The 26,999-nt window shown below is 61.4% G+C and carries 26 protein-coding genes; 18 read left to right on the forward strand and 8 right to left on the reverse strand.

What is annotated here, in order from left to right; genetic code table 11:
- The first annotated feature begins 223 nt into the window (after positions 1-223).
- On the forward strand, positions 224-811 hold the full coding sequence (locus tag GA0061101_RS06110) for a TetR/AcrR family transcriptional regulator (protein ID WP_047553457.1): 588 nt from the start codon (positions 224-226) through the stop codon (positions 809-811).
- Between the two features lie 64 nt (positions 812-875).
- On the opposite strand, the gene GA0061101_RS06115 is transcribed toward GA0061101_RS06110, so the two are convergent.
- Both GA0061101_RS06115 and GA0061101_RS06120 read right to left on the reverse strand, forming a co-directional pair.
- Positions 876-1,670 (reverse strand): class I SAM-dependent methyltransferase, encoded by a 795-nt coding sequence (locus tag GA0061101_RS06115; protein ID WP_047553454.1) that lies wholly within the window; start codon positions 1,668-1,670, stop codon positions 876-878.
- A 251-nt stretch (positions 1,671-1,921) separates the two neighbouring features.
- On the reverse strand, positions 1,922-2,902 hold the full coding sequence (locus tag GA0061101_RS06120; protein ID WP_037196674.1) for an aldo/keto reductase: 981 nt from the start codon (positions 2,900-2,902) through the stop codon (positions 1,922-1,924).
- A 254-nt stretch (positions 2,903-3,156) separates the two neighbouring features.
- Between GA0061101_RS06120 and GA0061101_RS06125 the strand changes: the two genes are divergently transcribed.
- Positions 3,157-4,803, forward strand: a complete 1,647-nt coding sequence (locus GA0061101_RS06125) for an AMP-binding protein (RefSeq protein WP_092573231.1) — start codon at positions 3,157-3,159, stop codon at positions 4,801-4,803.
- 82 nt (positions 4,804-4,885) lie between these two features.
- Here GA0061101_RS06125 and GA0061101_RS06130 read toward each other — a convergent pair whose 3' ends face one another.
- The 3 genes from GA0061101_RS06130 to secA all read right to left on the reverse strand — a co-directional run bounded on the left by GA0061101_RS06130 (position 4,886) and on the right by secA (position 10,471).
- The gene (locus GA0061101_RS06130; protein ID WP_037196670.1) at positions 4,886-6,157 is read right to left on the reverse strand and encodes a GNAT family N-acetyltransferase; all 1,272 of its coding nucleotides are present in this window, start codon (positions 6,155-6,157) and stop codon (positions 4,886-4,888) included.
- A gap of 2 nt (positions 6,158-6,159) precedes the next feature.
- Entirely contained in the window at positions 6,160-7,578 is a 1,419-nt protein-coding gene (locus tag GA0061101_RS06135; protein ID WP_092573264.1) for a lipopolysaccharide biosynthesis protein, read from the reverse strand.
- A gap of 172 nt (positions 7,579-7,750) precedes the next feature.
- Positions 7,751-10,471, reverse strand: a complete 2,721-nt coding sequence (gene secA / locus GA0061101_RS06140; protein ID WP_092573232.1) for a preprotein translocase subunit SecA — start codon at positions 10,469-10,471, stop codon at positions 7,751-7,753.
- Positions 10,472-10,716: 245 nt separating this feature from the next.
- Between secA and GA0061101_RS06145 the strand changes: the two genes are divergently transcribed.
- From GA0061101_RS06145 to mutT, 4 genes are all read left to right on the forward strand, one after another.
- Positions 10,717-11,619, forward strand: coding sequence for a peptidylprolyl isomerase (locus tag GA0061101_RS06145; RefSeq protein WP_092573233.1), 903 nt, complete (start codon positions 10,717-10,719; stop codon positions 11,617-11,619).
- A 63-nt stretch (positions 11,620-11,682) separates the two neighbouring features.
- Positions 11,683-12,924, forward strand: coding sequence for a bifunctional glutamate N-acetyltransferase/amino-acid acetyltransferase ArgJ (argJ, locus tag GA0061101_RS06150; protein ID WP_092573234.1), 1,242 nt, complete (start codon positions 11,683-11,685; stop codon positions 12,922-12,924).
- Entirely contained in the window at positions 12,905-13,714 is an 810-nt protein-coding gene (locus GA0061101_RS06155; protein ID WP_037196656.1) for a GNAT family N-acetyltransferase, read from the forward strand. Before argJ ends, GA0061101_RS06155 begins: the two co-directional genes overlap by 20 nt.
- Positions 13,711-14,124, forward strand: coding sequence for an 8-oxo-dGTP diphosphatase MutT (gene mutT / locus GA0061101_RS06160; RefSeq protein ID WP_092573235.1), 414 nt, complete (start codon positions 13,711-13,713; stop codon positions 14,122-14,124). Before GA0061101_RS06155 ends, mutT begins: the two co-directional genes overlap by 4 nt.
- 2 nt (positions 14,125-14,126) lie before the next feature.
- On the opposite strand, the gene GA0061101_RS06165 is transcribed toward mutT, so the two are convergent.
- Complete coding sequence (locus GA0061101_RS06165; RefSeq protein ID WP_092573236.1) at positions 14,127-14,453, reverse strand: hypothetical protein; 327 nt, start codon at positions 14,451-14,453, stop codon at positions 14,127-14,129.
- 388 nt (positions 14,454-14,841) lie between these two features.
- On the opposite strand from GA0061101_RS06165, the gene GA0061101_RS06170 reads away from it, so the two are divergent.
- Positions 14,842-15,159, forward strand: coding sequence for a hypothetical protein (locus GA0061101_RS06170; protein WP_034481918.1), 318 nt, complete (start codon positions 14,842-14,844; stop codon positions 15,157-15,159).
- Between the two features lie 49 nt (positions 15,160-15,208).
- Complete coding sequence (locus GA0061101_RS06175; RefSeq protein ID WP_425349990.1) at positions 15,209-15,430, forward strand: Flp family type IVb pilin; 222 nt, start codon at positions 15,209-15,211, stop codon at positions 15,428-15,430.
- Between the two features lie 38 nt (positions 15,431-15,468).
- Here the strand turns inward: GA0061101_RS06175 and GA0061101_RS06180 are convergent, their stop codons facing one another.
- Entirely contained in the window at positions 15,469-16,350 is an 882-nt protein-coding gene (locus GA0061101_RS06180; protein WP_092573265.1) for a class I SAM-dependent methyltransferase, read from the reverse strand.
- Positions 16,351-16,444: 94 nt separating this feature from the next.
- Here GA0061101_RS06180 and GA0061101_RS06185 point away from each other — a divergent pair, with 94 nt between their 5' ends.
- Genes GA0061101_RS06185 through GA0061101_RS06205 form a run of 5 tightly spaced genes read left to right on the forward strand, consistent with a single transcriptional unit; the run spans position 16,445 to position 19,402 of the window.
- Positions 16,445-17,221, forward strand: coding sequence for a ComF family protein (locus GA0061101_RS06185; protein WP_047553429.1), 777 nt, complete (start codon positions 16,445-16,447; stop codon positions 17,219-17,221).
- A gap of 30 nt (positions 17,222-17,251) precedes the next feature.
- A complete protein-coding gene (gene grxC / locus GA0061101_RS06190) occupies positions 17,252-17,509 on the forward strand; it encodes a glutaredoxin 3 (RefSeq protein WP_092573237.1) in 258 nt (85 codons plus the stop codon).
- A gap of 23 nt (positions 17,510-17,532) precedes the next feature.
- A complete protein-coding gene (locus tag GA0061101_RS06195) occupies positions 17,533-18,390 on the forward strand; it encodes a carbon-nitrogen hydrolase family protein (protein ID WP_037196648.1) in 858 nt (285 codons plus the stop codon).
- Positions 18,387-18,815 (forward strand): DUF1178 family protein, encoded by a 429-nt coding sequence (locus tag GA0061101_RS06200; protein ID WP_037196647.1) that lies wholly within the window; start codon positions 18,387-18,389, stop codon positions 18,813-18,815. Before GA0061101_RS06195 ends, GA0061101_RS06200 begins: the two co-directional genes overlap by 4 nt.
- Positions 18,815-19,402, forward strand: coding sequence for a DUF3291 domain-containing protein (locus GA0061101_RS06205; RefSeq protein WP_092573238.1), 588 nt, complete (start codon positions 18,815-18,817; stop codon positions 19,400-19,402). Before GA0061101_RS06200 ends, GA0061101_RS06205 begins: the two co-directional genes overlap by 1 nt.
- A 32-nt stretch (positions 19,403-19,434) precedes the next feature.
- Here the strand turns inward: GA0061101_RS06205 and ubiG are convergent, their stop codons facing one another.
- Positions 19,435-20,181 (reverse strand): bifunctional 2-polyprenyl-6-hydroxyphenol methylase/3-demethylubiquinol 3-O-methyltransferase UbiG, encoded by a 747-nt coding sequence (gene ubiG, locus GA0061101_RS06210; protein WP_092573239.1) that lies wholly within the window; start codon positions 20,179-20,181, stop codon positions 19,435-19,437.
- A 257-nt stretch (positions 20,182-20,438) separates the two neighbouring features.
- On the opposite strand from ubiG, the gene GA0061101_RS06215 reads away from it, so the two are divergent.
- The 5 genes from GA0061101_RS06215 to prmC all read left to right on the forward strand — a co-directional run bounded on the left by GA0061101_RS06215 (position 20,439) and on the right by prmC (position 26,922).
- The gene (locus GA0061101_RS06215) at positions 20,439-21,062 is read left to right on the forward strand and encodes a hypothetical protein (RefSeq protein WP_047640864.1); all 624 of its coding nucleotides are present in this window, start codon (positions 20,439-20,441) and stop codon (positions 21,060-21,062) included.
- A gap of 175 nt (positions 21,063-21,237) precedes the next feature.
- On the forward strand, positions 21,238-22,512 hold the full coding sequence (locus GA0061101_RS06220; RefSeq protein ID WP_037196641.1) for an aspartate kinase: 1,275 nt from the start codon (positions 21,238-21,240) through the stop codon (positions 22,510-22,512).
- Between the two features lie 100 nt (positions 22,513-22,612).
- Positions 22,613-24,880, forward strand: a complete 2,268-nt coding sequence (gene ptsP / locus GA0061101_RS06225) for a phosphoenolpyruvate--protein phosphotransferase (protein WP_047640852.1) — start codon at positions 22,613-22,615, stop codon at positions 24,878-24,880.
- A gap of 90 nt (positions 24,881-24,970) precedes the next feature.
- The gene (gene prfA / locus GA0061101_RS06230; RefSeq protein WP_037196636.1) at positions 24,971-26,050 is read left to right on the forward strand and encodes a peptide chain release factor 1; all 1,080 of its coding nucleotides are present in this window, start codon (positions 24,971-24,973) and stop codon (positions 26,048-26,050) included.
- On the forward strand, positions 26,047-26,922 hold the full coding sequence (gene prmC / locus GA0061101_RS06235) for a peptide chain release factor N(5)-glutamine methyltransferase (RefSeq protein WP_092573240.1): 876 nt from the start codon (positions 26,047-26,049) through the stop codon (positions 26,920-26,922). Before prfA ends, prmC begins: the two co-directional genes overlap by 4 nt.
- Positions 26,923-26,999 lie beyond the last annotated feature (77 nt).

Genomic DNA, 26,999 nt, shown 5'->3' on the forward strand with positions numbered 1-26,999 from the left:
CAATAAAGTTTCGTGTCTTGGCGTCAGGTTGGGCGAGCGGTGGAAGCGCTTTTCCGCGAAAGACCGGGGGGGCCGTTTTCGCTTGTAGCGCCATGCCGCTCTCCCGGCTTGAACGTTCGTGTAAAGGCATTTACATGATTGCAATCATATTTGTTGCGCATTGATGATGGCCATCATATAAATTGTCAATTCATATTTATTGAAGCTCTGATGGAGTTTTTTGATGAGAGTGAGCCGGGAAAAATTCGCCGAGAACCGCGAGAAGATTCTTGCGGTCGCGGGAGAGCTTTTTCGCGAAAAGGGCTTTGACGGCATCGGTGTCGCCGAGATCATGAAGGCCGCCGGCCTGACGCATGGCGGCTTCTACGGTCATTTCGAATCGAAGGACGAGCTGGCCTGCGAGGCGAGCAAGGCGCTGGTGTCGCGCTCGCTCGAGCGCTGGAAGGAAGTGGCGGCAAGCTCGCCGGAGCAGCCGCTCGAAGCGCTGCTTGCCCATTACCTCTCGCATCGCAACGTCGTCGAGCATGCGACCGGCTGTGTCTTCGCGGCACTGACGCAGGAGGTCAGCCGTCATGGCCCCGAAATGCAATCGACCTTTACCGGCGGCCTGATGGGACTGGTTGATGTCCTCGAGCAGATTGTTCCCGGCGAAGCGCCGGAGGACCGTCGCCGCAAGGCCTTTGCCAGCCTTTCGGCCATGGTCGGCGCCGTCATCCTGGCGCGGGCGATGGACGATCCGGCGCTGTCGCAGGAATTCCTGTCGGCAACCCGGCAGGAGCTGACGCCTCCGCCGGGTAAAGACGAGGGCTGACTATAGCGAGCGTTTTTACGCAATTCCGGACGGAAAACCGCTACGCACTTTTCCCGGAATTGCTCTAGTCGCGGAAGGCGAGCAGCCCGTTCGCCTCGACGATCTCCTTGAACTTGCCGTCGGGTGCGGCCGCAAGCAGTTCCGCGCGGAGCGCCGCTTCGAATTCCGCCGCCTTGTCGCCCAGCGCCTGCGGCGAGGTAGACGACATCGAGAAGACGCGGCCGACGATGTCTTCGATATCCCGAGTATATTCCGTGACGATGCCGATGCGTTCGAGATTGCGGAAGGGCGAGGCCAGCAGCATGGCTTCATGCGGCGCCCAGGCCTTGCTCTTGCGCAGCAGGCGGTCGGCGTTGCGTTCGGGCGAATAGGCTTCCGCCAGCGGCTCGACGATCCCGCGCCAGTCCGGTTCCGCGAGGATGCTTTTATCGTGGAAGAGGACGACCGCACCATCAGGCTCGATCAGCTTGTCCAGCGCGGCAAGCGTTGCCGGCCTGTCCATCCAGTGGAAGGAGCGGCCCATGACGCAGAGATGCAGCTTGCCGATATCAGGTCCGAGATCGTAGGAGGAGCCCTGGCGTACGGTGATTTCGACGCCGGCATCCTGAGCGCCGGCTTCGGCGGCGGCGAGCATTTCCGGCTCGGGATCCATTGCGGTGACAGCGGCGCCCTGCAGCCGCGCGAAAGCGATGCCGAGTTGGCCGGGGCCGCAGCCGAGGTCGAGCACATGGTCGCCGGGCTTCAGGCCGCTGCGCTCGGCGACGCGGTCAATCAGCCTGTCGGGATAGGGGATGCGATAGCGCAGGTAGTAGGCCGCGGTCGATTGAAAGCGCCGCGCTATGAAGGGAACTGTGGTCATGAGCGGTCCTCGGGGGGCAAGGGGAACCTCATCCCGTTATGACTCATCTGTGACCGGCGCGTGAAATAACTTTTGCGCGATTTGCCGCGGGCTCAACGGTACCGTTGCGGCGGAACCCCTTCTCCCCTCGGGGAGAAGGAGCTTGCTGCACCAGCATGCCCGTAGGCGATTGCGCGCATATGCGGGCGGAGGGGCCAGGCAAGTCCGATGCTGCACCGGTGCATGCGCCTGACCAGCTCCAAAATCTCCGGTCACTTAAACCCGGCAACACCATGCGGGATATAGGGCGATTCCAGTGCCTCGATCTCTTCCGGCGTCAATTTGACGGCCAGCGAAGCGACGGCGTCCGTGATGTGGCCGGGCTTGGAAGCGCCGATGATCGGCGCGGTGACGGCGCTCTTCTGCAGGATCCAGGCGGTGGCGACCTGCGCGCGGGCGATGCCGCGAGCCTTGGCGATGGCGCCGACGGCGTCGACGATCTTGTGATCGGCGTCGACAGCCTGGGTGTAGAGCGTCTTGCCGAATTCGTCCGATTCCGTGCGTGCCGTCGCTTCGTCCCAATCGCGGGTAAGGCGGCCGCGGGCAAGCGGGCTCCAGGGGACGACGGCGATCTTCTGGTCCTCGCAAAAGGGCAGCATCTCGCGCTCCTCCTCGCGATAGAGCAGGTTCAGATGGTTCTGCATGCTGACGAATTCGGTCCAGCCGTTGAGGCGCGAGGTGTAGATCGCCTTGGCGAATTGCCAGGAATACATGGAGGAGGCGCCGATATAGCGAGCCTTGCCGGCCTTGACGACGTCGTGCAGCGCTTCCAGCGTTTCCTCGATCGGCGTCGTATAGTCCCAGCGATGGATCTGGTAGAGGTCGACATAGTCGGTGCCGAGGCGGCGCAGGCTGTTGTCGATCTCGTCGAAGATCGCCTTGCGTGAAAGGCCGGCGCCGTTCGGACCCGGGCGCATGCGGTTGAAGACCTTGGTGGCGAGCACGATGTCGTCGCGGCGCGCGAAATCCTTGATGGCGCGGCCGACGATTTCCTCGGACGAGCCGTTGGAATAGGTGTTGGCCGTATCGAGGAAATTGATGCCGGCCTCGATCGCCTGCCGCAGCAGCGGACGGCTGTGTTCCTCGTTCAGGGACCAGGCGTGCGTGCCCTTGTCAGGGTCGCCATAGGTCATGCAACCCAGGCAGATGCGCGAGACTTCAAGACCGGTCCTGCCAAGCTTTACGTATTCCATCGATATTCTCCGTCCGTTCAAGTATCCGGCGCAACAACGCTCTGCCGCCGAGGGGCAGGCAAAGTGGATGCGTCACCAAGGGTAAGCCAGCGGAGCAAAGCCGCCGATCAGTGTATCTGTTCGTGAAGAGCTTCGAAATATTACTCAATAAATAAGGCGATTCGCGCGGCGGGGAAGACGGGAATTTCAAATGTTTCCTTGAACCTCTGGGGTGACAGGTGTTAGCTGCACCGCACCATTTTTCGGAATTCCGCATGAAATTGCCCCCGCGTGATACTTATGAAGCCCTCTATCGCGATTTTCGTTGGGAAATTCCGGCGAGGTTCAACATTGGGCACGCCGTTTGCGATGCCTGGGCCGAAAGCGAGCCCGATCGGATCTGCCTGCAGCATTTCAATCCGGACGGCGATCATCTCTCCATGACCTATGGCGCGTTGCGGGATCGCTCCGCCGCATTCGCCAATGCGCTTTCGGCACTCGGGGTCCGCGCCGGCGACCGGGTGGCGCTGCTCTTGCCGCAAAGTTTCGAGACGGTCGTGGCGCATGTGGCGATCTACAAGATGGGGGCGATCGCCCTGCCGCTGGCGCTGCTGTTCGGTGCCGAGGCGCTGGAATATCGGCTGAAGGTCTCGGGTGCATCCGCGATCGTCACCAACCAGTTCGGCCTCGAGCGGCTACGGCCGATCCGCGACCGGCTGCCGGAGCTGGTGCAGGTGATCAGCATCGACGGTGCGGAGAACGATGTCGCAGGCTTTGCCGATCTGGTGGCCGCACATCCGCCGCTCTTCGAGCTGGCCGATACGGGTCCGGACGATCCGGCATTGATGATCTTCACGTCAGGCACGACCGGGCCGCCGAAGGGCGCGCTGCACGGCCATCGCGTCCTGCCGGGGCATATTCCCGGCATGCAGTTCGCTCATGAGGGCTTTCCGCAAGCCGGCGACAAGCTCTGGACGCCATCCGACTGGGCCTGGGCCGGCGGCCTGTTGAACGCCCTGCTGCCGAGCCTGATGCTCGGCGTGCCCGTCGTCTCCTCTCCGGCGCAGAAGTTCGACCCGCACACGGCTTTCCGCATCATGGCCGAAATGGGCGTGCGCAACGCCTTCATCCCGCCGACGGCGCTGAGACTGCTGAAAGCCGTCGATGATCCCCGGGCGCATTACGATCTCAAGCTGCGCACCATCGGCTCGGCCGGCGAGGCTCTTGGCCGCGAGACCTTTGAATGGGCGCGCTCGGCGCTCGGCATCAGCGTCAACGAATTCTTCGGCCAGACGGAGTGCAATTTCGTCCTGTCCTCCAGTGCGGCCTTCGGTGTCAGCCGCCCCGGCGCGACGGGAAAGCCGGTGCCCGGACATCGGGTTGCGGTCGTCGATGCCGATGGCGTCGAGGTCGCCTTGGGCGAAAGCGGGCAGATCGCGATAAGGCGACCTGATCCGGTGATGTTTCTTGGCTATTGGCGGGATGAGAAGGCGACGGAGGCGAAGTTCGCCGGCGACTGGCTGCTGACCGGCGATATCGGCCGGCAGGATACCGAGGGCTATGTTTCCTTCGTCGGCCGCGACGACGATGTCATAACCTCTTCCGGCTATCGTATCGGCCCAAGCGAGATCGAGGATTGCCTCGGCGGCCATCCGGCGGTGCAGCTTGCCGCGGCCGTCGGCAAGCCGGATGCGGTGCGGACCGAGATCGTCAAGGCCTATGTCGTCCTGGTGCCCGGCCGCGAGCCGAGCGAGGCGCTGGCGGTGGAGATCCGCGAGTGGGTGAAGACGCGGCTTTCCATGCATGAATATCCGCGCGAGATCGAGTTCGTCGACGCGCTGCCGCTGACGACCTCGGGCAAGGTGATCCGTCGCCTGCTGCGCGAGCGGGCGACCGCCGAAGATAGAGCATTTCCGTCTTAGACGGAGTCACGGAAATGCCCTATCTCTTTGTTTTCACGCAATTCCGGACGCAGAACCGCGGCGCACTTCTGCTGGAATTGCTTTAGCGCTTCGTAAGCGACAGGATCTTTTCGCGCAGCAGTTTCGCCATGTTGCGGGTGCTGCGATACATGTGCAATTGCGTGGCCACCTGCCGGACGTCGCGGTCGCCGTTTTGGGCGAGGCCGATGATCAGCGTGCCCATTTCTTCGCGCTCGTGCCAGAAGCGGCTCATGATTGGATGATCCGGCACCGCGCAGGAATCGGAGCGGACGACGTTGGCATCGTCGAGATGCCACTCCGTCAACTCGGCCATCAGCAGCTTGCCCGGCGAATAGCGGGCATAGGCCTCGTCATAGGCCGTCTTCCAGGTATAGGCCTCGCCGCCCATGATCAGCACGATCATCGAGGCGATGGCCTTGCCGTTGAGATCGATGGTGTGGATACGCACGGCGTCGACGGCCGCGAGGTTGGAGATCGCTTCGCGGGCAAAGGCGGCATGATGGCGATCGGTGACCAGAGCCGAACGTTTTTTTCCCTTCCAGCCGCTTGCCTCGAGCGCCAGGTATTCTTCCATGCGCTGGTGAACGTCGCGAGGCTGGCGGGCGACGCTATAGGTGACCTCGCCCTGGTTTTCCAAGAGACGCCACTGCCGGCGCATTTCGCGCAGATGCGCGTTCGAGATCGTCCGCTTCAGATAGGCGAGAGCATCGTCCTTGCTGTCGAGTATCGGGCGCTGGAAGGGGTTTGCGACCGCAATGGGCAGATTTCGGCCGATGGCAATGACCTTTGCCATCTGCGCGAAACGGCCGTTCAGGCGGATATCAGGAAGTACGAGCGTGGTCGGCAGGTGCAGTTCCTGTCGGGCCAGCGCTTCGAAAAGATTGTCGAGCGTTTCGCCGGCATCCTCCGCATCGACCAGCGGTGTGCCGAGCGGGCCGAACGAATTCGACCAGACGCGGATGATCGAGGGGCCGAGCGCAAAGCCCGGCTTGTCGACGGTAAAGGGCATCAGCAGGCGCATGCGGCTGCGCGTACTGCTGTTGTCGCGCATCAGGGCGAGCCGTACCTGCCGGTCTTCGAGCCGCGGCATGGCAGGCGCCAGGAAGCGCCCGGAGAAGAAGACGTTCGGCTCCATGGCGCGATTGGACAGGAAGTCCAACTCGTCCTGCAGCTCATAGCCAAGCTTGCCGGGATAGAGGCAGAGTTCACGGCCGGCCCGGCCGACTTCGGCGCGGGCCTCGGCCTTCGGCGTTTCGAAATGCAGCGATGCAAGCGTATGCGTCAGGGCATTCACTTGGCTGTCGGTACTTTCGGTAAAGGGAGGGCGCGCCATGATCAGAGAGCCCCGTTCGTCGTTGCGAGTGCCGCCGGGCGGCGGATGAGGGCGAATAGCGTGATGCCGAGCGCATGGCGCACGGCAAGATGCAGCAGCAGGGCCTCGACCGCCATGGCGGCGGCACCGGCAATGGCCGCACCCTCGATGCCGAAATGCGGAATGAGGATGACGTTGAGGCTGATATTGGCGACGAGCGCCGCAGCATAGAGATAGACGCAGAGCATCTGCTTGTCCGCCATCGTCAGCAGCACTTCGGCGGGACCGACCAGCGCCTTGACGAGGATGCCGGCAAGCAGGATGGCCATCACCACCTGGCCTTCGGCGAAGGCAGCGCCGAAAAGCGACAGAAGGAACTGCCCGGCCGCCAGGACGGCAAGGCCGACGGCCAGCGCCGGGAAGAAGGTCCAGCGCGTTGCTTCGGTGGCGAAGGCGGCGAGCTTGGACCGGTCGTTTTCGGCGATGATGGCGGCAAAGCGCGGGCCGATGGCTGCCTTGACGGCGAAATAGACGAAATGAACCAGAGCCATGGTCTTGGCGGCAGCGAAATAGACGGCGACCTCCTCCGGATCAAGAAAGATCCCGACGACGATGACGTCCGAATTGGTAAGGAGATAGCCGACGCCTTCGACCAGGAATATCGGAAAGGCGACCGCCAGCCAGGCATTGAACTCGGTGGCTTTCGCGCCGCTCGGATAATGGCGGCGCAGGCGCAAAGTCACGGCGAGGTATTGCAGGAGGACGCTCGTAAACGCGCCTGCCAGCGCCGCTGCCATTGCCGTGACCGCATCGCGGGGTGCGCCTGCAAGGACAGCGGCGAGCATGAAGAGCAGGATCAGCGTCGGACGGATCAGGAAGGTCGGGCTCAAGGCCATGATCGGCCAGTGTTTGGCGCGCGCCGTACCATCCAGAACGTCACCGAGCGCGATCATCGGCACGGCAATCAGCCCGAGGAAAACAGGCATGACGTAGTAGTGCTCGATCTTGCCGCTGAAGGCGTAAAGCAGGATCGCGCCGATAAGCGCCAGGGCGCCGGAGACCGCGACGACGAACAGGCGCGCCGTCGCATTCAGGCCGCGGACGGCGTCATGATTGTCGCTGGCTTCATATTGCGGCAGGAAACGGATGACGGCGGTGGGGAAGCCCAAGCAGGCGAGGTTGCCGAAGAGGATCATCAGCACCCAGACGAAGACGAAGACGCCATACTCGAATCTGCCCATCAGGCGGGCGAGGACGATCTGCGAGACGAAGGCGAGTGCTGCGCCGGCAATGCGGATGGCGAAGGCGATCAGTGCCATGCGCTGCGAAACGGACTTTTCGTCGTGGCCCGTGAGAAGGTCGGCAAGTTTATGCAGATATGGCGATAGCGCAGTCCGCAATGCGGACGGCAGCATTCTCTCTGCTGTTTGAAAGACCGCCATCATCGATACGCAATACTTTAAATATGACATCAACCTGCGATAGTCTTGGCAGAGGAGAGTTAAGAATCAGTTCTTTATAACCTTTGAAAGCGACATAAGCGATGGCGGCTCACCGCAACAAAAAATGCCGCCCGAAGGCGGCATCCTGTTGATTTTCAAAAGCAACGATATGTCAGACGACTTCGGTGCTCTCGAAGGCGCCATGGCAATGCTTGTATTTCTTGCCGGAGCCGCAGGGGCATGCCTCGTTGCGGCCGACGCGGCCCCAGGTTGCCGGGTTTTGCGGGTCGCGACTTTCCGGAGACACGAAGCTTTCGCTTGCGAGGCTAAACGGCGCGAACTCGTCTTCGCCTGTCGTGGCGTCGATATGGCGTGCCTGCATCGGCGGGGTCTGCGGTTCGGCCGGCTGCTGCACGAGTTCGACACGTGAAAGCTGGGCTGTCACGGCCTGGCGCAGGTTGTTCAAGAGTGCCTGGAACAGCTCGAAAGCCTCGGCCTTGTATTCCTGCAGCGGGTCGCGCTGGGCATAGCCGCGGAAGCCGATGACCGAACGCAGATGGTCGAGGTTGACGATATGCTCGCGCCAAAGATTGTCCAGCGTCTGCAGGACGATGGAGCGCTCGACATAGGTCATGATCTCGGGGCCGAAACGCTCAGCCTTTTCGGTGGCGGCCTTTTCGGTGACTTCCGTCAGGCGTGCGCGAATGTCGTCCTCGGCGATGCCCTCTTCCTTGACCCAGTCGTGGATCGGGAGGTCGATGTCGAAAAAGTTGGCGACCGCCGCCTTCAGGCCATCGGCGTCCCACTGCTCGGCATAGGCGCGTTCAGGAATATGCTTGGCGACGAGATCCTCGATGACGTCGTGGCGCATGTCGCCGACGGTTTCGGTGAGATCCGTCGCGTCCATCAGCTCGACGCGCTGCTCGAAGATGACCTTGCGCTGGTCGTTCAGCACGTCGTCATACTTCAGAACGTTCTTGCGGATGTCGAAGTTGCGGGCTTCGACCTTCTTCTGGGCGCGTTCCAGCGCCTTGTTGATCCAGGGATGGACGATGGCTTCGCCTTCCTTGAGGCCGAGCTTCTGCAGCATGCCGTCCATGCGGTCGGAGCCGAAGATGCGCATCAGGTCATCCTGCAGCGACAGGTAGAATTTCGAGCGGCCGGGGTCGCCCTGACGGCCGGAACGGCCACGCAGCTGATTGTCGATGCGGCGGCTTTCATGGCGCTCGCTGGCGATGACGTAGAGACCGCCGGCGGCGATCGACCGCTGCTTGAGTACTTGGATCTCCTCGGCGATCCTGGCGATCGCAGCGTCGCGCTCCGGACCGGGCTCGACATCGTGCAGGTCGCGCTCGACGCGCATTTCGAGGTTGCCGCCGAGCTGGATGTCGGTGCCGCGGCCGGCCATGTTGGTGGCGATCGTCACCGCGCCGGGAACGCCGGCCTGGGCGACGATGTAGGCTTCCTGCTCATGGTAGCGGGCGTTCAGGACCTGGAAGTTGTTGAAGCCCTGCTTGCGCATGAGGTCGGCGAGAAGTTCCGACTTTTCGATCGATGTGGTACCGACGAGCACCGGCTGGTCGCGCTTGTGCGCATCCAGGATCTCGGCGATGATCGCCTTGAATTTCTCTTCATGCGTACGATAGACCTCGTCGTCCTCGTCGATACGCTGGATCGGCAGGTTGGTCGGCACTTCGATCACGTCGAGGCCGTAGATGTTGCCGAATTCTTCCGCTTCCGTCGACGCCGTGCCGGTCATGCCGGCGAGCTTGCCGTACATGCGGAAATAGTTCTGGAAGGTGATCTGCGCCAGCGTCTGGTTTTCCGGCTGGATCTGCACCCGTTCCTTGGCTTCCAGAGCCTGGTGCTGGCCGTCCGAATAGCGGCGGCCCGGCATCATGCGGCCGGTGAACTCGTCGATGATGACGACTTCATCGTTGCGCACGATATAGTCCTTGTCGCGCTGGAAGAGCTTGTGGGCCTTGAGCGCGTTGTTGATGTGGTGGACGATCGCGACGTTCTCGACGTCATAAAGAGATTCACCCTTGAGCAGGCCGGCCTCGCTCAGCATGTTTTCCAGCTTCTCGGTGCCTTCTTCGGAGAAGTTGGCCGAGCGCTGCTTTTCGTCGATTTCGTAATCTTCCTTCGAAAGGCGCGGGATGAAGGCGTCGATCGTCGTGTAGAGATCGGAACGGTCGTCGAGCGGGCCTGAAATGATCAACGGCGTGCGCGCTTCGTCGATCAGGATGGAGTCCACTTCGTCGACGATGGCGAAGGGATGGCCGCGCTGGACCATCTGCCCGCGCTCGTATTTCATATTGTCGCGAAGATAGTCGAAGCCGAGCTCGTTGTTGGTGCCGTAGGTGATGTCGCAGGCATAGGCGTCGCGCCGCTCGTCGTCGGACATGCCGTGGACGATGACGCCCGTGGTCATGCCGAGGAAGCCATAGAGGCGGCCCATGGTGGCGCTGTCGCGCTGTGCCAGGTAGTCGTTGACCGTGACGACATGCACGCCCTTGCCGGCCAGCGCATTCAGATAGACCGGCAGGGTCGCCACGAGCGTCTTGCCTTCGCCGGTCTTCATTTCGGCAATGGCATTGGAATGAAGGATCATGCCGCCGACGAGCTGTACGTCAAAAGGTCGCATGCCGAGAACGCGGCGCGACGCCTCGCGGGCCACCGCAAAGGCGGGAACGAGGAGGTCGTCGAGGGTCTTGCCATCGGCGAGCTGCTGGCGGAACTCAACCGTCTTGGCGGTCAAAGCTTCATCGGACAGCGCGCGCATCTCTTGCTCGAGCGCATTGATGGCAACGACATTCGGCTGGAACGACTTCACGCGGCGGTCGTTGGACGAGCCGAACAACTTGCGGGCAATTCCACCTAGGCTGACCATGTTACTGGTCCTTTCTGAGATTTCATCCTGCCGTATCCTGCTTTATCCATTCCCAAAAAAACGGGAGTTTAGCACAAAACGGCCGGAAACTGTTCTGGACGCGAGGTTGCGTGACAGATAAGAGGGGGGTCGATTGATGTCAACGGGATTTGGCCGATACACAAAGGCCACATTCTCCTGCTGAAGGCTTTTTCACGCCGGAATCATAACTATCGAGCCGGTCGAGACCACCGAAGGGTTATTTTATGTTGAAGTACAACAAACTTGCTGCGGTTGCTTTCGCAACAATCATCACCTTCCAGGCGCCTGTCTTTGCGGCTGATGCCCAGGATCCCGTTGTCGCCAAGGTCGGCGACGTTGAAATCCATCAGTCCGAACTCAATCTGGCGATCGCCAATCTTGATCCGCAGCTCGGCCAGCTTCCGGACGACCAGAAGAAGGTCGCCGCGCTTTCGGCTTCGATCGACGTGAAGCTGCTTTCGCAGAAGGCCGCCGCCGAGAAGCTCGATCAGACTCCGGACTTCCAGGCTCACATGGCCTATCTGCGCGACCGCGAGCTGCACAATGCCTATTTCAAGGCGCATGTTGCCGACGCCATCACGGATGCCGAAGTCAAGGCCCGCTACGACAAGGAAGTCGCCGCCCTTCCGAAGCAGGAAGAAGTGCATGCCCGCCATATCCTGGTGAAGACCGAGGATGAAGCCAAGGCAGTCATCAAGGAACTCGACGGCGGCAAGGATTTCGCCGAACTCGCCAAGGAAAAGTCCACCGATCCGAACAAGGCCGACGGCGGCGATCTCGGCTATTTCGGCCATGGCCGCATGGTCAAGGAATTCGAAGACGCTGCCTTTGCCCTGCCGGTTGGCACTTACACGAAGACTCCGGTCAAGAGCGATTTCGGCTGGCATGTCATCAAGGTCGAAGACAAGCGCGTGGCTCCGCCACCGCCGTTCGATCAGGTCAAGGACCAGGTTCGTCAGCTCGTCATGCGCGACAAGTATCTTGAACTCCTGAACAAGGCCAAGCAGGACAGCAAGGTCGCCATCAGCGACCCGGCGCTCAGCAAGGCCTATGAGGATGCGCAGAAGCAGCAGGACGCAGCACCGGCGGACGACGCCGTCTCGCCTGACGCCCAGCCGCAGCAGTAAACAGTCGCAAGCAAGATCATCAGGGCCCGGATTTTCCGGGCCTTTCACTATCAGGTGGCTCTCATGTCCGGTTCCGTCTCTCCGCTTGCACCCAAAACCTTCGCTTCCATGCCTGCCCTTCGCGGTGTGCGCATGACCACGGCCTCCGCCGGCATCAAGTATAAGAACCGCACCGACGTCCTGCTGATGGTCTTCGACAAGCCGGCAGCTGTCGCCGGCGTTTTCACACGCTCGAAGTGCCCCTCGGCTCCCGTCGATTTCTGCCGGGCGAACCTGGCGCATGGCAGCGCTCGCGCCGTCGTCGTCAATTCCGGCAATGCCAATGCCTTTACCGGGCTGAAGGGCCGCCAGGCGACGGAACTGACCGCCAAGTCCGCTGCCTCTGCCGTCGGTTGCGGTGAAAACGAAGTCTATCTCGCCTCGACAGGCGTCATCGGCGAGCCTCTGGACGCGACCAAATTTGCCGGCGTGCTCGACACCATGGCGAAGGATGCCGTCAGCGATTTCTGGTTCGAAGCGGCCAAGGCGATCATGACCACGGATACCTATCCGAAGGTTGCTACCCGCAGCGCCGAGATCGATGGCGTCAAGGTCACCATCAACGGCATTGCCAAGGGTGCGGGCATGATCGCCCCCGATATGGCGACGATGCTTTCCTTCGTCGTGACGGATGCCGATATTTCCTCTTCCGCGCTGCAGGCGCTGCTGTCCGATGGTGTCGGCCCGAGCTTCAATTCCATGACTGTTGATAGCGATACCTCGACCTCGGATACGTTGATGCTGTTTGCCACCGGCGCTGCCGCGGCTGACGGACAGGCGCGCATCGACCTCGCCGATGACCCGAAGCTTGCGGCGTTCCGCACGGCACTCAACGAACTCCTCAAGGACCTCGCCATCCAGGTCGTCCGGGACGGCGAAGGCGCCACCAAGATGCTCGAGATCACCGTGACCGGCGCCGAAAATGACGCTGCCGCCAAGCGCATTGCGCTTTCCATCGCCAATTCGCCGCTGGTCAAAACAGCGGCCGCCGGCGAAGACGCCAATTGGGGCCGCGTCGTCATGGCGGTCGGCAAGGCCGGCGAGATGGCGGATCGCGACAAGCTCGCCATTTGGTTCGGCGATGTCCGCGTTGCCGTTAACGGCGAACGCGACGCTTCCTATTCGGAGGAGGCGGCGTCGAACGTGATGAAGCAGCAGGATATTCCCGTGAAGGTCGATCTCGGCCTCGGTAATGGCCGCGCGACGGTCTGGACCTGCGACCTCACCAAGGAATATGTTGCCATCAATGGCGACTACCGGAGCTGATATCCCGCTGATGCATGCGCAGTCCACGATAAACAAGCTGCCCTTGGTGCGCAGGCTCGAAGCTGTTGGCTTTCGGGCATGGCCTGCTTCGTCCGTGCAGTATGATGGCAGCTGGCAGGTGCGGCTGACGGCGGGTCATCCGTCGAAACGGCTCAATTCGGTGGTGCCGCTCGACCCCTCCGATCATCGCGATCTCGAAATCCGGCTGGCGAAGGCGCAGCGGAAGTTCGAAGCTTATGGCAGGCCGATGGTGGTGCGCGAGACGCCGCTCGCCTCGTCGCAGCTCATCGATCTCCTGCAGAAGCGCGGCTGGACGCGGTTCGACGAGACGCTCGTCATGATCGCCGATCTGGTCGATCTGGAGCTGCCGGATATGCTCGATCATCTTCCGAGCCATGATGTCGGCCGCTACGTCGACGCGAGCCTGCTGGTTGATGGGGCTGATCCGGCCCTGAAGCCCGCGCTGGCCGAGGTGGTGAGCAGCATCAAGCCGCCGTCGGGTCTCTTCGTCATCGAGAATGACGATGCCGGACCTGTGGCGACGACACTTTGCGTACAGGATAATGATCTTGCCGGTATTCTGTCGGTTTCCGTTTCGGCGCAGCATCGGCGCAAGGGGTTGGGTGCCGAAATCCTGACGTCGGCGTTGCGTTGGGCGCGGATGCGCAGCGCCAAGACGGCCTGGCTTCAGGTCGCCGCCGACAACGAGCCGGCCCTGGCGCTTTATGCCCGCTTCGGATTCCGCGAGGCCTATCGCTATTGCTATTGGCAATCTTCGGAGGAAGCATGAGCGAAGCTGGCCGCAAGATCGTTCTCGTTGCCGCCTGTGCGCTCATCGATACGGATGGCCGGATTCTTCTGGCGCAGCGGCCCGAGGGCAAGTCGCTGGCCGGTCTCTGGGAATTCCCCGGCGGCAAGGTCGAGACCGGCGAGACGCCGGAGGAGACATTGGTGCGCGAGCTTGAGGAAGAGCTTGGTATCCAGACCAAGATTGCCTGCCTGGCACCGCTGACTTTCGCCAGCCACACCTATGAAACCTTCCATCTGCTGATGCCGCTCTATATCTGCCGGCGTTACGAAGGCATCCCGCATGGCCGGGAAGGGCAGGCGATCAAATGGGTGCGGCCGCAGGCCCTGCGCGACTATCCGATGCCGCCGGCCGATGAGCCGCTGATCCCATTCCTGCAGGATCTGCTTTAGGGTTAGATTTCCTTGAAGCGGAAGTTCGACTGAGCGAGCTGATCGAGATTATTCGCCGTAGCCTCTCGATGGGAAGGCTCTGTCTTCGGTGTTCTCCGGAGCAACTCCGTCAGCATTTCCGATTGTGTGGCTGAATCCCGGCGGATTGCCTCTAGATGCTCGAGCATCAATCCGAAGGTAAAAATCACGGCACCGCAAAATGCATAGAAAAGCGCCGCGGCCAGCCCCGCGACAAAGCCGCCGATGCCACCGATGAAAAGCATCGAGACGGCCAACACGATCGCGAAGGCGACAACGAGGCCGCCGACCGCTTTGAACAACCCCACCATATGTCAGCTCCGCCACAACTTATAAGAATGGTATCTTTGTCATGCGTTGCATTCGCGCGAGTGGGCGTCAACATCAATCTATTGGTGTAATCTATTTATAACTATTCTTTGGCGTGCTATTATGAGAGGAGTTTGTCGCCTGATGACGCACCGGGTCTTGTTTGAGTTTGCAGCGCACATATTTGGCGCGCTCAGAGACGGCATCCGGCAAGTATGGTTAACAGAAATTAGCCATTTAATATCAGGCCTATAGCCCGAATCGGGCGCTGTCCCGGAATATTACGCCTCATTAATTTGCATGTGGATATTAAGGGATCGTTTATGACCTTCTGGCATTCAATGCTCTCAATCAAGCGGTTGTTGGGTGCGTTAGAGAAGGCTTGACACAATGGACGACGATTTCTGGAAAGCTGTTCAGGAAAAAGAGCAGTCCTATTCCACGTCGCGCAAGACGGGCGCGTTGAATATCGCTTTGCTGTTCGGTACGGCGGCGGTCGCGCTTTCGCTTATCCTGACGCCAATGCTCTCCGACAAATCCAAGTCGCGTGTGCTTGCAAGTGCACCGGATCTCGACAATATTACCACCGGTTCGATCCCACAGACTGAAAACGGCAAGCGTTATACGATCCGCCGCAGTGTGCTGCAGCATGAGCCGGGTTCGGTCTGCATCGTTCAGGGGTACGGCGCCGACAGCGGCTGCCAATAGAGCTTACGCATAGCCTGCCAGATGCCATGACGAGCATCGGATTCACGAGATGTTGATGTCCAATGCTGGGGCTGGGAGCTTTGAGCGTATGCGTTCTGTACGGCGTTTTTTCAATGACAAGACCGGTGCAACGGTCATCGAGTACGGCCTCATCGCTGCCCTCATGTCCGCGGCGATCATCAGTGGTGTCGGCGCTTTCGGCGGGAGCCTTGCGAGCGCCTTCAATATATTGTCCAACACGATTCAGAATTCGTCCGCTTCCGGGAATTGAAGCGGCCGCCCGCTCCATTCGCCTCGACTGACGGACTATTATTTGAGCTTGTGCTCCTCGACCTTGAGCGCATCGGCCAGGCGTGCCTTGGCCGAACCCGGCTGAAGCGGCTTCTGCTGGCTTTCATGCGGCGTCCAGCCGGATGCATAGATGATCGAGAAGGTGGCCCGAATCCTGCCGTCGGCATCGGAATAGCGCTCAGAGTAGAGTTCGGCGGCGCGCAGGAAAAAGGCGCGTGTCAGCGGCTTGCGGCTGCGGTCGGCAAGCGGATTGGTCATGCCCATGGCGCGGAGGTCGCGCATCAGCGCGAACAGATTGTCGTAGCGCACCGTATAGGTCTCGGCGTCTATGACGGGCAGGGTAAAACCGGCGCGCTGCAAAAGGCCGCCGACATCGCGGACATCGGCGAAGGGGATGACGCGCGGGCTGGCTCCACCCGTCAGTTCGATCTCGGTTGCCAGCAGCACATCGCGCAATTCCTGCAGGGTTCCCAAGCCCGGGATCGCCGCCAGGAAAAGGCCGTCGGCCTTCAGCGCGCGGCGGACCTGGATGAAAACGCCAGGCGTATCGTTGGTGACATGCAAGCTGAGGGGAGAGAGGACAAGATTGACCGACTCGGCTTCGAGCGGCAATTCCTCGAGCGGCGCCGCGATCAAGGTCTCGCCGGGTGCGGCAAAGCCCGTCTCGCTTTCGATCCTGCTGAGGTGGCCGATCTTGCCGGTCGCCAGTGCGAGGCGCGCCGCGATGCCGGTCGCGCCGTGAAGCTCCACCGCTTCGTCGAAATGCCGTTCGATGACACCAAGTCGCTCCGCCAGTTCGCTCGCCGCGATGTCGAGAAGAAACGCAGCCTTGGCGTCGCCCTGTCGCAGCGCCCGGCGTTTGCGGGCAGCGAGCAGCGATTGGTCGAACACGATTTCCATGGCGGTTTCCTGCAATATCATCACTTCGGCGGGGCGTGGCGAGCACGCACTTTTCCCTTCGCAAAGCCTGCGGGAAAAAGCTAGTGTCAATCATATGGGGATGATGGCGCGCGAAATCACGCTAACGAAATTGCGGTCCGGGCTGATAAGGCCCTGGCTGGCTCTGGCCGATCTGGTCTATCCGCCTGCCTGTCCCGGTTGCGGGGTTTCGGTTGGCGCGCATCGCGGCCTTTGTCCCGCCTGCTGGTCCGGTATCCGGTTCATCGAGCGGCCCTATTGCGAGATCCTGGGCAGCCCGTTTTCCCATGATCTCGGCGCTGGGATCCTCAGCGCCGAGGCGATCGCCGACCCGCCGGTTTTCGACCGGCTGCGTTCCGCCGCGGTTCACGACGGCATCGTGCGCGACCTCGTTCTCAGCTTGAAATATCGCGATCGTACCGATCTGGCGCCGATGATGGCCGGCTGGATGCTGCGCGCCAGCGACGGCATGGTCACCGCTTGCGACGCCATAATCCCAGTGCCGCTGCATCGGGCGCGGTTGTTTGCGCGCAAATACAACCAGGCAGCCGAACTCGCCCGCCATCTTGCCCGCCTTTCGGGCAAGCCGCTGCTTCCGGCGACGCTGCTGCGCGTCAAGCGCACGAGCCAGCAGGTCGGTCTTGGCGCCAAGGCGCGGCAGGACAATGTGCGCGGGGCGTTCGCGGTGTCAGAGCATCGCGCGGGCGATGTGTTCGGCCGGCGCGTCGTGCTTGTCGACGATGTCTACACCACCGGCGCGACGGTGGCGGCGGCGACACGCGCCCTGAAGAAAGCCGGTGCGGCGGATGTGACGGTTTTGACCTTTGCAAGGGTCGTCGGCCATCTTATATGACTGTGAACCTGTACTTTTCCGGAGTGGATCATGACATCCGTCGTTATCTATACGCGTGAATTCTGCGGCTATTGCGCCCGGGCGAAATCGCTGCTCGAATCCAAGGGCGTCGATTATGTCGAGCGCAACGCAACCTATTCGCCCGAGCTGCGCCAGGAGATGATATCAAAGGCAAACGGCCGCTCGACCTTCCCGCAGATCTTCATCAATGACGAGCATGTCGGCGGCTGCGACGACATCCATGCGCTCGATCGGGCCGGCAAGCTCGATCCGATGCTCGCCGCCTGAACCGCTTCGCAAGGGAGACGACGATGACCTTCAAAGCCGCCGCCATTCAGATGTGCTCCGGTGTCGATCCGGTGAAGAACGCAGCCGACATGGCGCGTCTGGTCCGTGAAGGCGCTTCGCAGGGCGCTGTCTATGTGCAGACGCCGGAGATGACGGGCGCCGTGCAGAAGGACCGACCCGGTCTGCGCGCCGTATTGCGCGATGAGGCAGGCGACATCATCGTCAAGACGGCCGCCGAGCTGGCGAAGGAACTCGGCATCTACCTCCACATCGGCTCGACAGCAATCGCGCTCGACGACGGCAAGATCGCCAATCGCGGCTTCCTCTTCGGTCCTGACGGCAAGCTCGTCAACCGTTACGACAAGATCCATATGTTCGACGTCGATCTCGACAATGGCGAAAGCTGGCGCGAGAGCGCGGTCTATCGGCCTGGATCGGAGGCACGAATCACGTCGCTGCCCTTTGCCGAACTCGGCTTTTCCATCTGCTACGACGTGCGCTTTCCGCAGCTCTTCCGCGCCCAGGCTGTTGCCGGCGCCGAAGTAATGACGGTCCCTGCCGCTTTCACCAGGCAGACCGGCGAGGCGCATTGGGAAATCCTCTTGCGCGCCCGCGCCATCGAGAACGGCATGTTCGTCATCGCCGCCGCGCAGGCCGGCAAGCATGAGGACGGCCGTGAGACCTTCGGGCACTCGATGATCATCGACCCCTGGGGCAAGGTGCTGGCATCCGCCGGCGGCACAGGCGAGGCGGTGGTTATCGCCGAGATCGATATTGCGGCGGTGAAAGCAGCCCATGACAAAATTCCAAACCTGAAGAATGCGCGTGAATTTTCGCTGGAAAAGATCGCGACGCCGGCGGCTGGAGGCGTCGCTGCTTGATCCGCTACTCCCTTAGTTGTGACAATGCCCACGAGTTCGAGGGCTGGTTTTCGGAAAGTGCCGATTTCGACCGGCAGGTCGAAAGCGGTTTCCTGACGTGCCCCGTCTGCAATTCGGCCGCGATTTCAAAGCTCCTGATGGCGCCGTCTGTATCTACCGCGCGCAAGAAGACCGAGATGCAGACGCTTGCCATGGATGCTGCCCGTAAGGAAGCGATGGCCAAGCTCAAGGAAGCGGTCGAAGCCATCAAAGCCAATGCCGAGGATGTCGGCACGAAATTTCCCGAAGAGGCCCGCAAGATCCATTATGGCGAGGCGGATGCACGCGGGATTATCGGCAAGGCGACGCCGGACGAGGCGAAGGCTCTTGTCGACGAGGGTATCGAAATCGCCGCCATCCCCGTCCTACCCGACGATACCAATTGATGCCGGCAGACGGCCGCAGGCATCTCGCCATGTATAATTTCGGGCTGCATGTCGCGGCTTATGAAAGTCCCGCCGTGGAAGGATTTCGCCTGCGGGAAGCGGCGAATTTCGAGGCGGCGGCTCGGGCCTATGGCTTCATCGGCCGTTCCGGTTATGCAGGTGAGCCTGGCATAGCCTGTTGGGGCGAACAGATCTTTCCGCGCTTCATCGCAGGTAGCGGCTTTGCGACCGCTCCGTCGTCGCTATCGCTCTGGGCGGATATCGAATCGCTGATGGCGTTTAGCTATAGCGGTGTGCATGCGGATGCCTTGAAACATGCTCGGCATTGGAATGTCAGGCAAAGCTGGCCGCCGCTGGTTCTCTGGTGGTTGGATGCCGATACGGTTCCGGCATGGAAAGACGGTGTCGAGCGGCTGGAACATCTTCACGACAACGGGCCGAGCGCTCGCGCCTTCTCGTTCAAGCACCCCTACGGCCCTGACGGCCATCCCGCAGAGATCGACCGTGGCCGGGTGAAGGAAATCGCTGCCCTGAATGCCATAGGCCAGGGCGATCTGCTGGCGCATGTCAGGGCGCTGAAAGTCTAGGCCAAATTGCCCGCTTTCGGCAGATAGTGGCTTTAGCCCGGCCGCTTCGCCAGCAGCATGTAGTTCACATCCATGTCCTTCGACAGGTTCCATCGGTCCTGCAGCGGCGAATAGAACACGCCGGTGCGGGCCATGATGTCCATCCCATCGGCGGCGAGCGGCTTTTCGATCTCTTCCGGGCGAACGAGCTTTTCATACTGGTGCGTGCCGCGCGGCAGCCAGCGCAGGACGTTTTCGGCGGCGAAGATCGCAAGCGCTGCCGCCTTCATCGTACGGTTGATGGTGGCGACGAACATCAGGCCGCCGGGCCGCACCATTTTCGCGCAGGTCGACAGGAAGAACTCGACGTCGGCAACATGCTCGACCACTTCCATGTTCAGCACGATATCGAAAGTCTCGCCGGCTTCGGCCAGCTGCTCGGCGGTGACGGCGCGATAGTCGACGGCAACGCCGGAGGACTTCGCATGCGTCGAGGCGATGCCGATATTCTTTTCGGAGGGGTCGGCGCCGACGACGGAGGCACCCATGCGCGCCATCGGCTCCGACAGCAATCCGCCGCCGCAACCGATATCGAGCACGCGCAGGCCCTCCAGAGGCCGGCCGCTCTTCGGATCACGGCCGAAGTTTTCGCAGGCGTGATCGCGGATATAGGCAAGGCGAACGGGATTGAATTTGTGCAGCGGCTTGAACTTGCCGGTCGGGCTCCACCATTCGGCCGCCATGGCGGAGAAACGGTCCACTTCGCTCTGGTCGATCGTGCTTTTCGCCGCTTCGGTCATGGCTCACTCCCTGGTCTGTGCCGCGCCACTCGTTCGGACGGTTGCGAGGAATAATCTGTCGGATGTGAAGTCGGACGATCGGCGGCCGATGTCAAGGGCCGGGCCTTAGATGCTGTCCGCCGGCTGTCCCGATCGGTGAGACCGGCTGGACGGTGGTTGACAGTGAACCGTCGCATGGCCGATCAATCGCCGGGGCTGTCAAATGGACTTGCAGAGCCGGATCGATTTCGATCGGCCGACTTATGGAGGAGTTCCTTATGAGACCACTATGTTTTGCGGCGGCAATTGCAATTGCCTGTCTCGCGGCCGCGCCGGCGAAGGCCGGAGACGGCAAGGGTTTTCGCCTGACCATCGATGGCGTCGAAGTGGGAATCAATCCCGGCGACACGCTCGACATGACGATGAAGGATGGCCGCAAGCTCTCGGTGGCGCTGCAGCGCAGCGAAACGGTGACGTTCACCGGGACCAAATTCTCCTTCGATCACGATGGCCAGTTCTCTGTCGCCAAGACTGACCTTGGCGGCACCGTGCAGCAATATGCGCTGATAACGCCGATTGGCACCGGCATCATCGTGCAGGAATACAAGGGACTCAATCCTTCAAGCATCACGGATTTCGTGCTGCAGCAGATGGTTCAGGAAAGCATCAACGCCGGTGCCAAGATGACGAAGCAGGCCACGCAGCGCTCAATTATCGGCGGGGTCGTGCTGAAAGGCGTCAAGGCGGAAACCTCAACGGAAAATGATGTCATGGAGTATGAGATCGTGGCTACGGGGCGTCCGGATGGCGGCGTACTCGTTGCCACTTTCTCCAACAAGGAAAATATCCCCAAGGAAGGGGCTATCCTCGACAAGATGTGGTCGAGCCTAAAAGTGGAGTAGTAGAGAATAGTTTTAGGGGCGCCGGCTGTGCCAAGCTATTGCACCCGCCTGCCAAACTCGCTAAGAGACGCCCCCATTGAGATCAAGCTTTTCCGGCTACCAAACCGGAAGGGCGATTTTGCATGCCGGGCTTATCGCATTTCGGCCGCCCGGCGCCGGGTACTGGTAGAGGCACATGGCACGCATCGTGATGAAATTCGGCGGAACGTCCGTCGCGGATCTGGACCGTATCAAGAATGTCGCACGCCATGTGAAACGTGAAGTCGACGCCGGCCATGAGGTCGCGGTCGTCGTTTCCGCCATGTCCGGCAAGACCAACGAGCTGGTCGGCTGGGTCCAGAACATGCCGAAGGTCGCCGGTGCCGATCATTCGATCTATGATGCGCGCGAATATGACGCGGTGGTGGCTTCCGGCGAGCAGGTGACATCGGGCCTGCTGGCGATCGCGCTGCAGGCCATGGGCATCAACGCCCGCTCCTGGCAGGGCTGGCAGATCCCGATCCGCACCGACAATGCGCATGGCGCGGCGCGCATTCTCGAAATCGACGGCGGCGAAATGATCCGCCGCATGGGAGAAGGCCAGGTGGCTGTCGTCGCCGGCTTCCAGGGGCTTGGCCCGGACAACCGCCTCTCGACGCTCGGCCGCGGCGGTTCCGATACGTCGGCGGTGGCGATCGCCGCTGCCGTCAAGGCCGATCGCTGTGATATCTATACCGATGTCGACGGCGTCTACACGACCGATCCGCGCATCGAGCCGAAGGCACGCCGCCTGAAGAAGATCGCCTTCGAGGAAATGCTCGAAATGGCCTCGCTCGGCGCCAAGGTGCTGCAAGTGCGCTCGGTCGAGCTGGCCATGGTCTTTAAGGTTCGCACCTTCGTGCGCTCCTCTTTTGAAGATCCCGATGCTCCGGGCATGGGCGATCTCTTGAACCCGCCCGGAACGCTGATTTGTGACGAGGAAGAAATCGTGGAACAGGAAGTAGTCACCGGCATTGCCTATGCCAAGGATGAGGCCCAGATCTCGCTGCGCCGTCTTGCCGACCGGCCGGGCGTTTCCGCCGCCATCTTCGGGCCGCTGGCCGAAAACCACATCAATGTCGACATGATCGTCCAGAATATTTCCGAGGACGGCTCCAAGACCGACATGACCTTCACGGTTCCCTCGGGCGATGTCGACAAGGCGCTGCGCGTTCTCGGCGAGAACAAGGAAAAGATCGGCTACGACGTGATCCAAAACGAATCAGGTCTGGTCAAGGTTTCGGTCATCGGCGTCGGCATGCGTTCGCACGCTGGCGTTGCCGCGACCGCTTTCCGGGCACTTGCCGAAAAAGGTATCAACATCAAGGCCATTACGACGTCAGAAATCAAGATTTCCATTCTGATCGACGGTCCTTATGCGGAACTGGCAGTCAGGACTTTGCATTCCTGCTACGGTCTGGATAAGAGTTGATACAGGACTGCTGACGACGGACCGTGACGGAGGCAAGCTTCGGCCGGCTCAGACGCGGGCAAGAATGGCATGACATCTTGATTCGGGAGCTAGAGACGCAATGAGAGACCTATCCGGCGGTCCACGCGTTCTGCTCAAGCGGCTGCGCGAATTGATGGCGGAGCCGCTGGAGCCGCAGGAGCGTCTTGACCGGATCGTTCGCCAGATCGCCAGCAACATGGTCGCCGAAGTCTGCTCGGTCTATGTGCTGCGCGCCGACGGGGTACTCGAGCTCTATGCTACAGAGGGCCTTAACAAGGAAGCCGTCCACCTTTCGCAATTGAAGATGGGGCAAGGCCTGGTCGGCACGATCGCCGCCTCCGCCCAGCCGCTCAACCTGTCCGACGCGCAATCGCATCCCGCCTTCCGCTACCTGCCGGAAACGGGCGAAGAGATCTACCATTCCTTCCTCGGCGTGCCGATCCTGCGCACCGGCCGGTCGCTCGGCGTTCTCGTCGTTCAGAACAAGGCGAGCCGGACCTATCGCGAAGAAGAGCTGGAAGCGCTCGAAACCACGGCGATGGTGCTCGCCGAAATGATCGCCACCGGCGAGCTGAAGAAGATCACGAAGCCGGGACTGGAACTCGATCTCACCCGTTCGGTTACCATCGACGGCGACTGCTACAATGAAGGCATCGGCCTCGGCTATGTCGTGCTGCACGAGCCGCGCATCGTCGTCACCAACCTCTTGAACGAGGATGCCGACAAGGAAATCCGCCGGCTGGCCGAAGCGCTCGGTTCGCTGCGTATTTCGATCGACGACATGCTGTCGCGCCGCGACGTCTCGATGGAGGGCGAGCATCGCGAGGTGCTCGAAACCTATCGCATGTTCGCGCATGACCAGGGCTGGGTGCGCAAGCTCGAAGAAGCCGTGCGCAACGGCCTGACGGCGGAAGCCGCTGTCGAAAAAGTGCAGAGCGATACCAAGGCGCGCATGATGCGCCTGACCGATCCTTATCTGCGCGAGCGCATGCACGATTTCGAAGACCTGGCGAATCGGCTGCTCAGGCAGCTTATCGGCCATTCGGGCCGCACAAGCGCCGAAGGTTTCCCGAACGATGCGATCATCTTCGCGCGCGCCATGGGTGCTGCCGAGCTGCTCGACTATCCCCGTGCCAATATTCGCGGCCTGGTGCTCGAAGAGGGCGCCGTCACGAGCCACGTCGTCATCGTCGCCCGTGCCATGGGCATTCCGGTCATCGGCCAGGCGACCGGGATCGTCGCCCTTGCGGAAAACGGCGATTCGGTCATCATCGATGGCGATGGTGGCCATGTGCATCTCCGGCCGATGGCCGATCACCAGCGTTCCTACGAGGAAAAGGTGCGTTTTCGCGCCCGCCGGCAGGAGCAGTTCCGCGCGTTGCGCTCGGTCGAGCCGGTCACCAAGGACGGGCAGCGCATTTCATTGCAGATGAATGCCGGCCTGCTGGTCGATCTGCCGCAGCTTGCCGAATCCGGTGCCGAAGGCATCGGCCTGTTCCGCACGGAACTGCAGTTCATGATCGCTTCCACCATGCCGAAGGCGGATGAGCAGGAGGCGTTCTACCGCAATGTGTTAAAGCAGGCGGACGGGCGCGTCGTCACCTTCAGAACGCTTGATATCGGCGGCGACAAGGTCGTGTCTTATTTCCGCGCGCATGAGGAAGAGAATCCGGCTCTCGGCTGGCGCGCCATTCGTCTCTCCCTGGATCGCCCGGGCTTGCTGCGCATGCAGCTGCGGGCCATGCTGAAGGCGGCGGCCGACGGCGAGTTGAAGTTGATGGTGCCGATGGTCACGGAGGTCTCCGAGATCAAGGCGGTGCGCGAGCTGTTGCAGAAGGAAGTGCAGCATCTCTCCCGTTTCGGGCATAGCCTGCCGCGCAAGCTGCAGTTCGGCGCCATGCTGGAAGTGCCGGCGCTGCTCTGGCAACTGGACGAGCTGATGGCGGAAGTCGATTTCGTCTCGGTCGGTTCCAACGATCTGTTCCAGTTCTCGATGGCGGTGGATCGCGGCAATGCCCGCGTGTCGGATCGCTTCGATCCGCTCGACCGGCCGTTCCTGCGTATTCTTCGGGATATCGTGCGGGCCGGCGAGCGCAACAAGACGCCGGTGACGCTTTGCGGCGAACTGGCCGGCAAGACGATTTCGGCCATGGCACTGCTCGGCCTCGGCTTCCGTTCGGTATCGATGTCGCCGGCCTCGATCGGTCCGGTCAAGGCGATGCTTCTGGGGCTCGATCTTCAGGCCCTCTCGACCGTCATGGAGGAGGCACTGAACGACAAGCGTCCGACGACCTCGATGCGCGATATCCTTGTGCGCTTCGCCGAAAGTCACAATATTCCGCTTTAGCGTGTGATCCCGAAAGACCGTAAGCGGTGTCCGGACGAGATCATGCGCATCACATCACAGCAGATATAATAAGAAGAATTGGAGTCTAGGGTGGCCAAGCTTCCCGTTGAAAAAATGCGCGAGCTGGAGCGCCGTTTCGGTGAAATCGAGGCGCGCATGTCCGCCGGTCCCGCCGCGGATGTCTATGTGAAGCTTGCTTCGGAATATTCCGAATTGCAGCCGGTCGTCGCCAAGATCCGCGACTATGAGAAGGCGATTGCCGAGGCTTCGGATCTGGAAGCCATGCTCACCGACAAGTCCGTCGACCGCGAGATGCGCGATCTTGCCGATATGGAATTGCCCGAGGTCAAGGAGCGGATCGAGGTGCTGGAACAGGAAATCCAGATCCTGCTGCTGCCGAAGGACGCCGCCGACGAGAAGAGCGCGATCCTGGAAATCCGCGCCGGGACCGGCGGCTCGGAAGCCGCGCTTTTCGGCGGCGATCTCTTCCGCATGTATGAGCGCTTCGCCGCGAACAATGGCTGGAAAGTCGAAGTTCTCTCGGCGAGCGAAGGCGAGGCGGGCGGCTACAAGGAAATCATCGCGACCATCAGCGGCAAGGGCGTGTTCTCGCGGCTGAAGTTCGAATCCGGCGTGCATCGCGTGCAGCGCGTGCCGGAGACCGAAGCGGGCGGCCGAATTCATACCTCGGCGGCAACCGTCGCCGTGCTGCCGGAAGCCGAGGAAATCGATATCGAGATCCGCGCCGAGGATATCCGCATCGACACGATGCGCTCTTCGGGTGCCGGCGGCCAGCACGTCAACACCACGGACTCGGCGGTGCGCATCACCCATATTCCCTCCGGCATCGTGGTAACGAGCTCGGAAAAGTCGCAGCATCAGAACCGCGCCAAGGCGATGCAGGTGCTGCGCTCGCGTCTCTTCGACATGGAGCGCCAGCGCGCCGACAGCGAACGCTCGGCCGATCGCAAGAGCCAGGTTGGCTCCGGCGACCGATCCGAACGCATCCGCACCTATAATTTCCCGCAGGGACGGGTTACCGATCACCGCATCAACCTGACGCTCTACAAGCTCGACCGGATGATGGAAGGCGAGATCGACGAGGTGGTCGATGCGCTTCTGGCGGATTACCAGGCGAGCCAGCTCGCCCAGCTTGGCGAACAGGCATGAGCGGCGGGCAGGGGTCGACCGTAGCCGGGCTCCTGCAGGAGGTGCGCGCCAGCTTTGCGGAGGCAGACCTCGATGATCCCGCCACCGAGGCGCGCATCCTGGTCGGAGGGCTTCTCCGCCTTTCATCGACGGAACTTGTGACACGGGGTTCCCAGGCGGTGCTGCCGGATGATGTGACGACGGCGCGGGCGGCGGTCGCCCGCCGTTTGAACCATGAGCCGGTTTATCGAATCCTCGGTGAGCGGGAATTCTACGGTCTGTCGTTGCGGTTGTCGCCCGCCACGCTCGAGCCGCGTCCCGACACCGAAATCCTCGTCGATACCATGCTGCCGCATGTGCGGCGCCTTCAATCCGAGCTTGGGAATGTCCACATTTTGGATCTGGGAACGGGAACGGGGGCCATTTGTCTGGCCCTGCTGCGTGAATGCCCGCAAGCGACGGGCGTCGGTTCCGATATCTCCGCTGAGGCGCTGGAGACTGCCCGCGGGAACGCGGAGCGGAATGGCTTGGCGGCGCGGTTCGAGACTGCGCAAGGAAGCTGGTTTGATGCCATCCACGAACGATTTCACGTGATTGTCTCAAATCCGCCCTATATTGCGTCCAGTGTCATTTCTACTCTCGCTCCAGAAGTAAAGGATTTCGATCCTCCCGCGGCCCTTGACGGGGGCCTTGATGGGCTGGATGCATATAGGGCGATCGCAAAGGATGCGGCGCGGTTTCTATACCCGGATGGCAAGATAGGGGTGGAGATCGGTTACGATCAGCGTGAAACGGTGACTTCGGTTTTTGAAGGAGCAGGATTTCTCCTTGTCGAGGCGGTTCTTGACTACGGCCAGAACGACCGGGTGCTTGTGTTTCAATTTCATCGGTAACGCGACACGTTGCTGCAGGTTTGTAGGCCCCCTGTTGTTATCGCAAATAAAAAGCTTGGATTTCCTGAGGAAGCGAT

The organism is Martinezella lusitana (genome assembly GCF_900094565.1).
Lineage (GTDB): Bacteria > Pseudomonadota > Alphaproteobacteria > Rhizobiales > Rhizobiaceae > Rhizobium > Rhizobium lusitanum.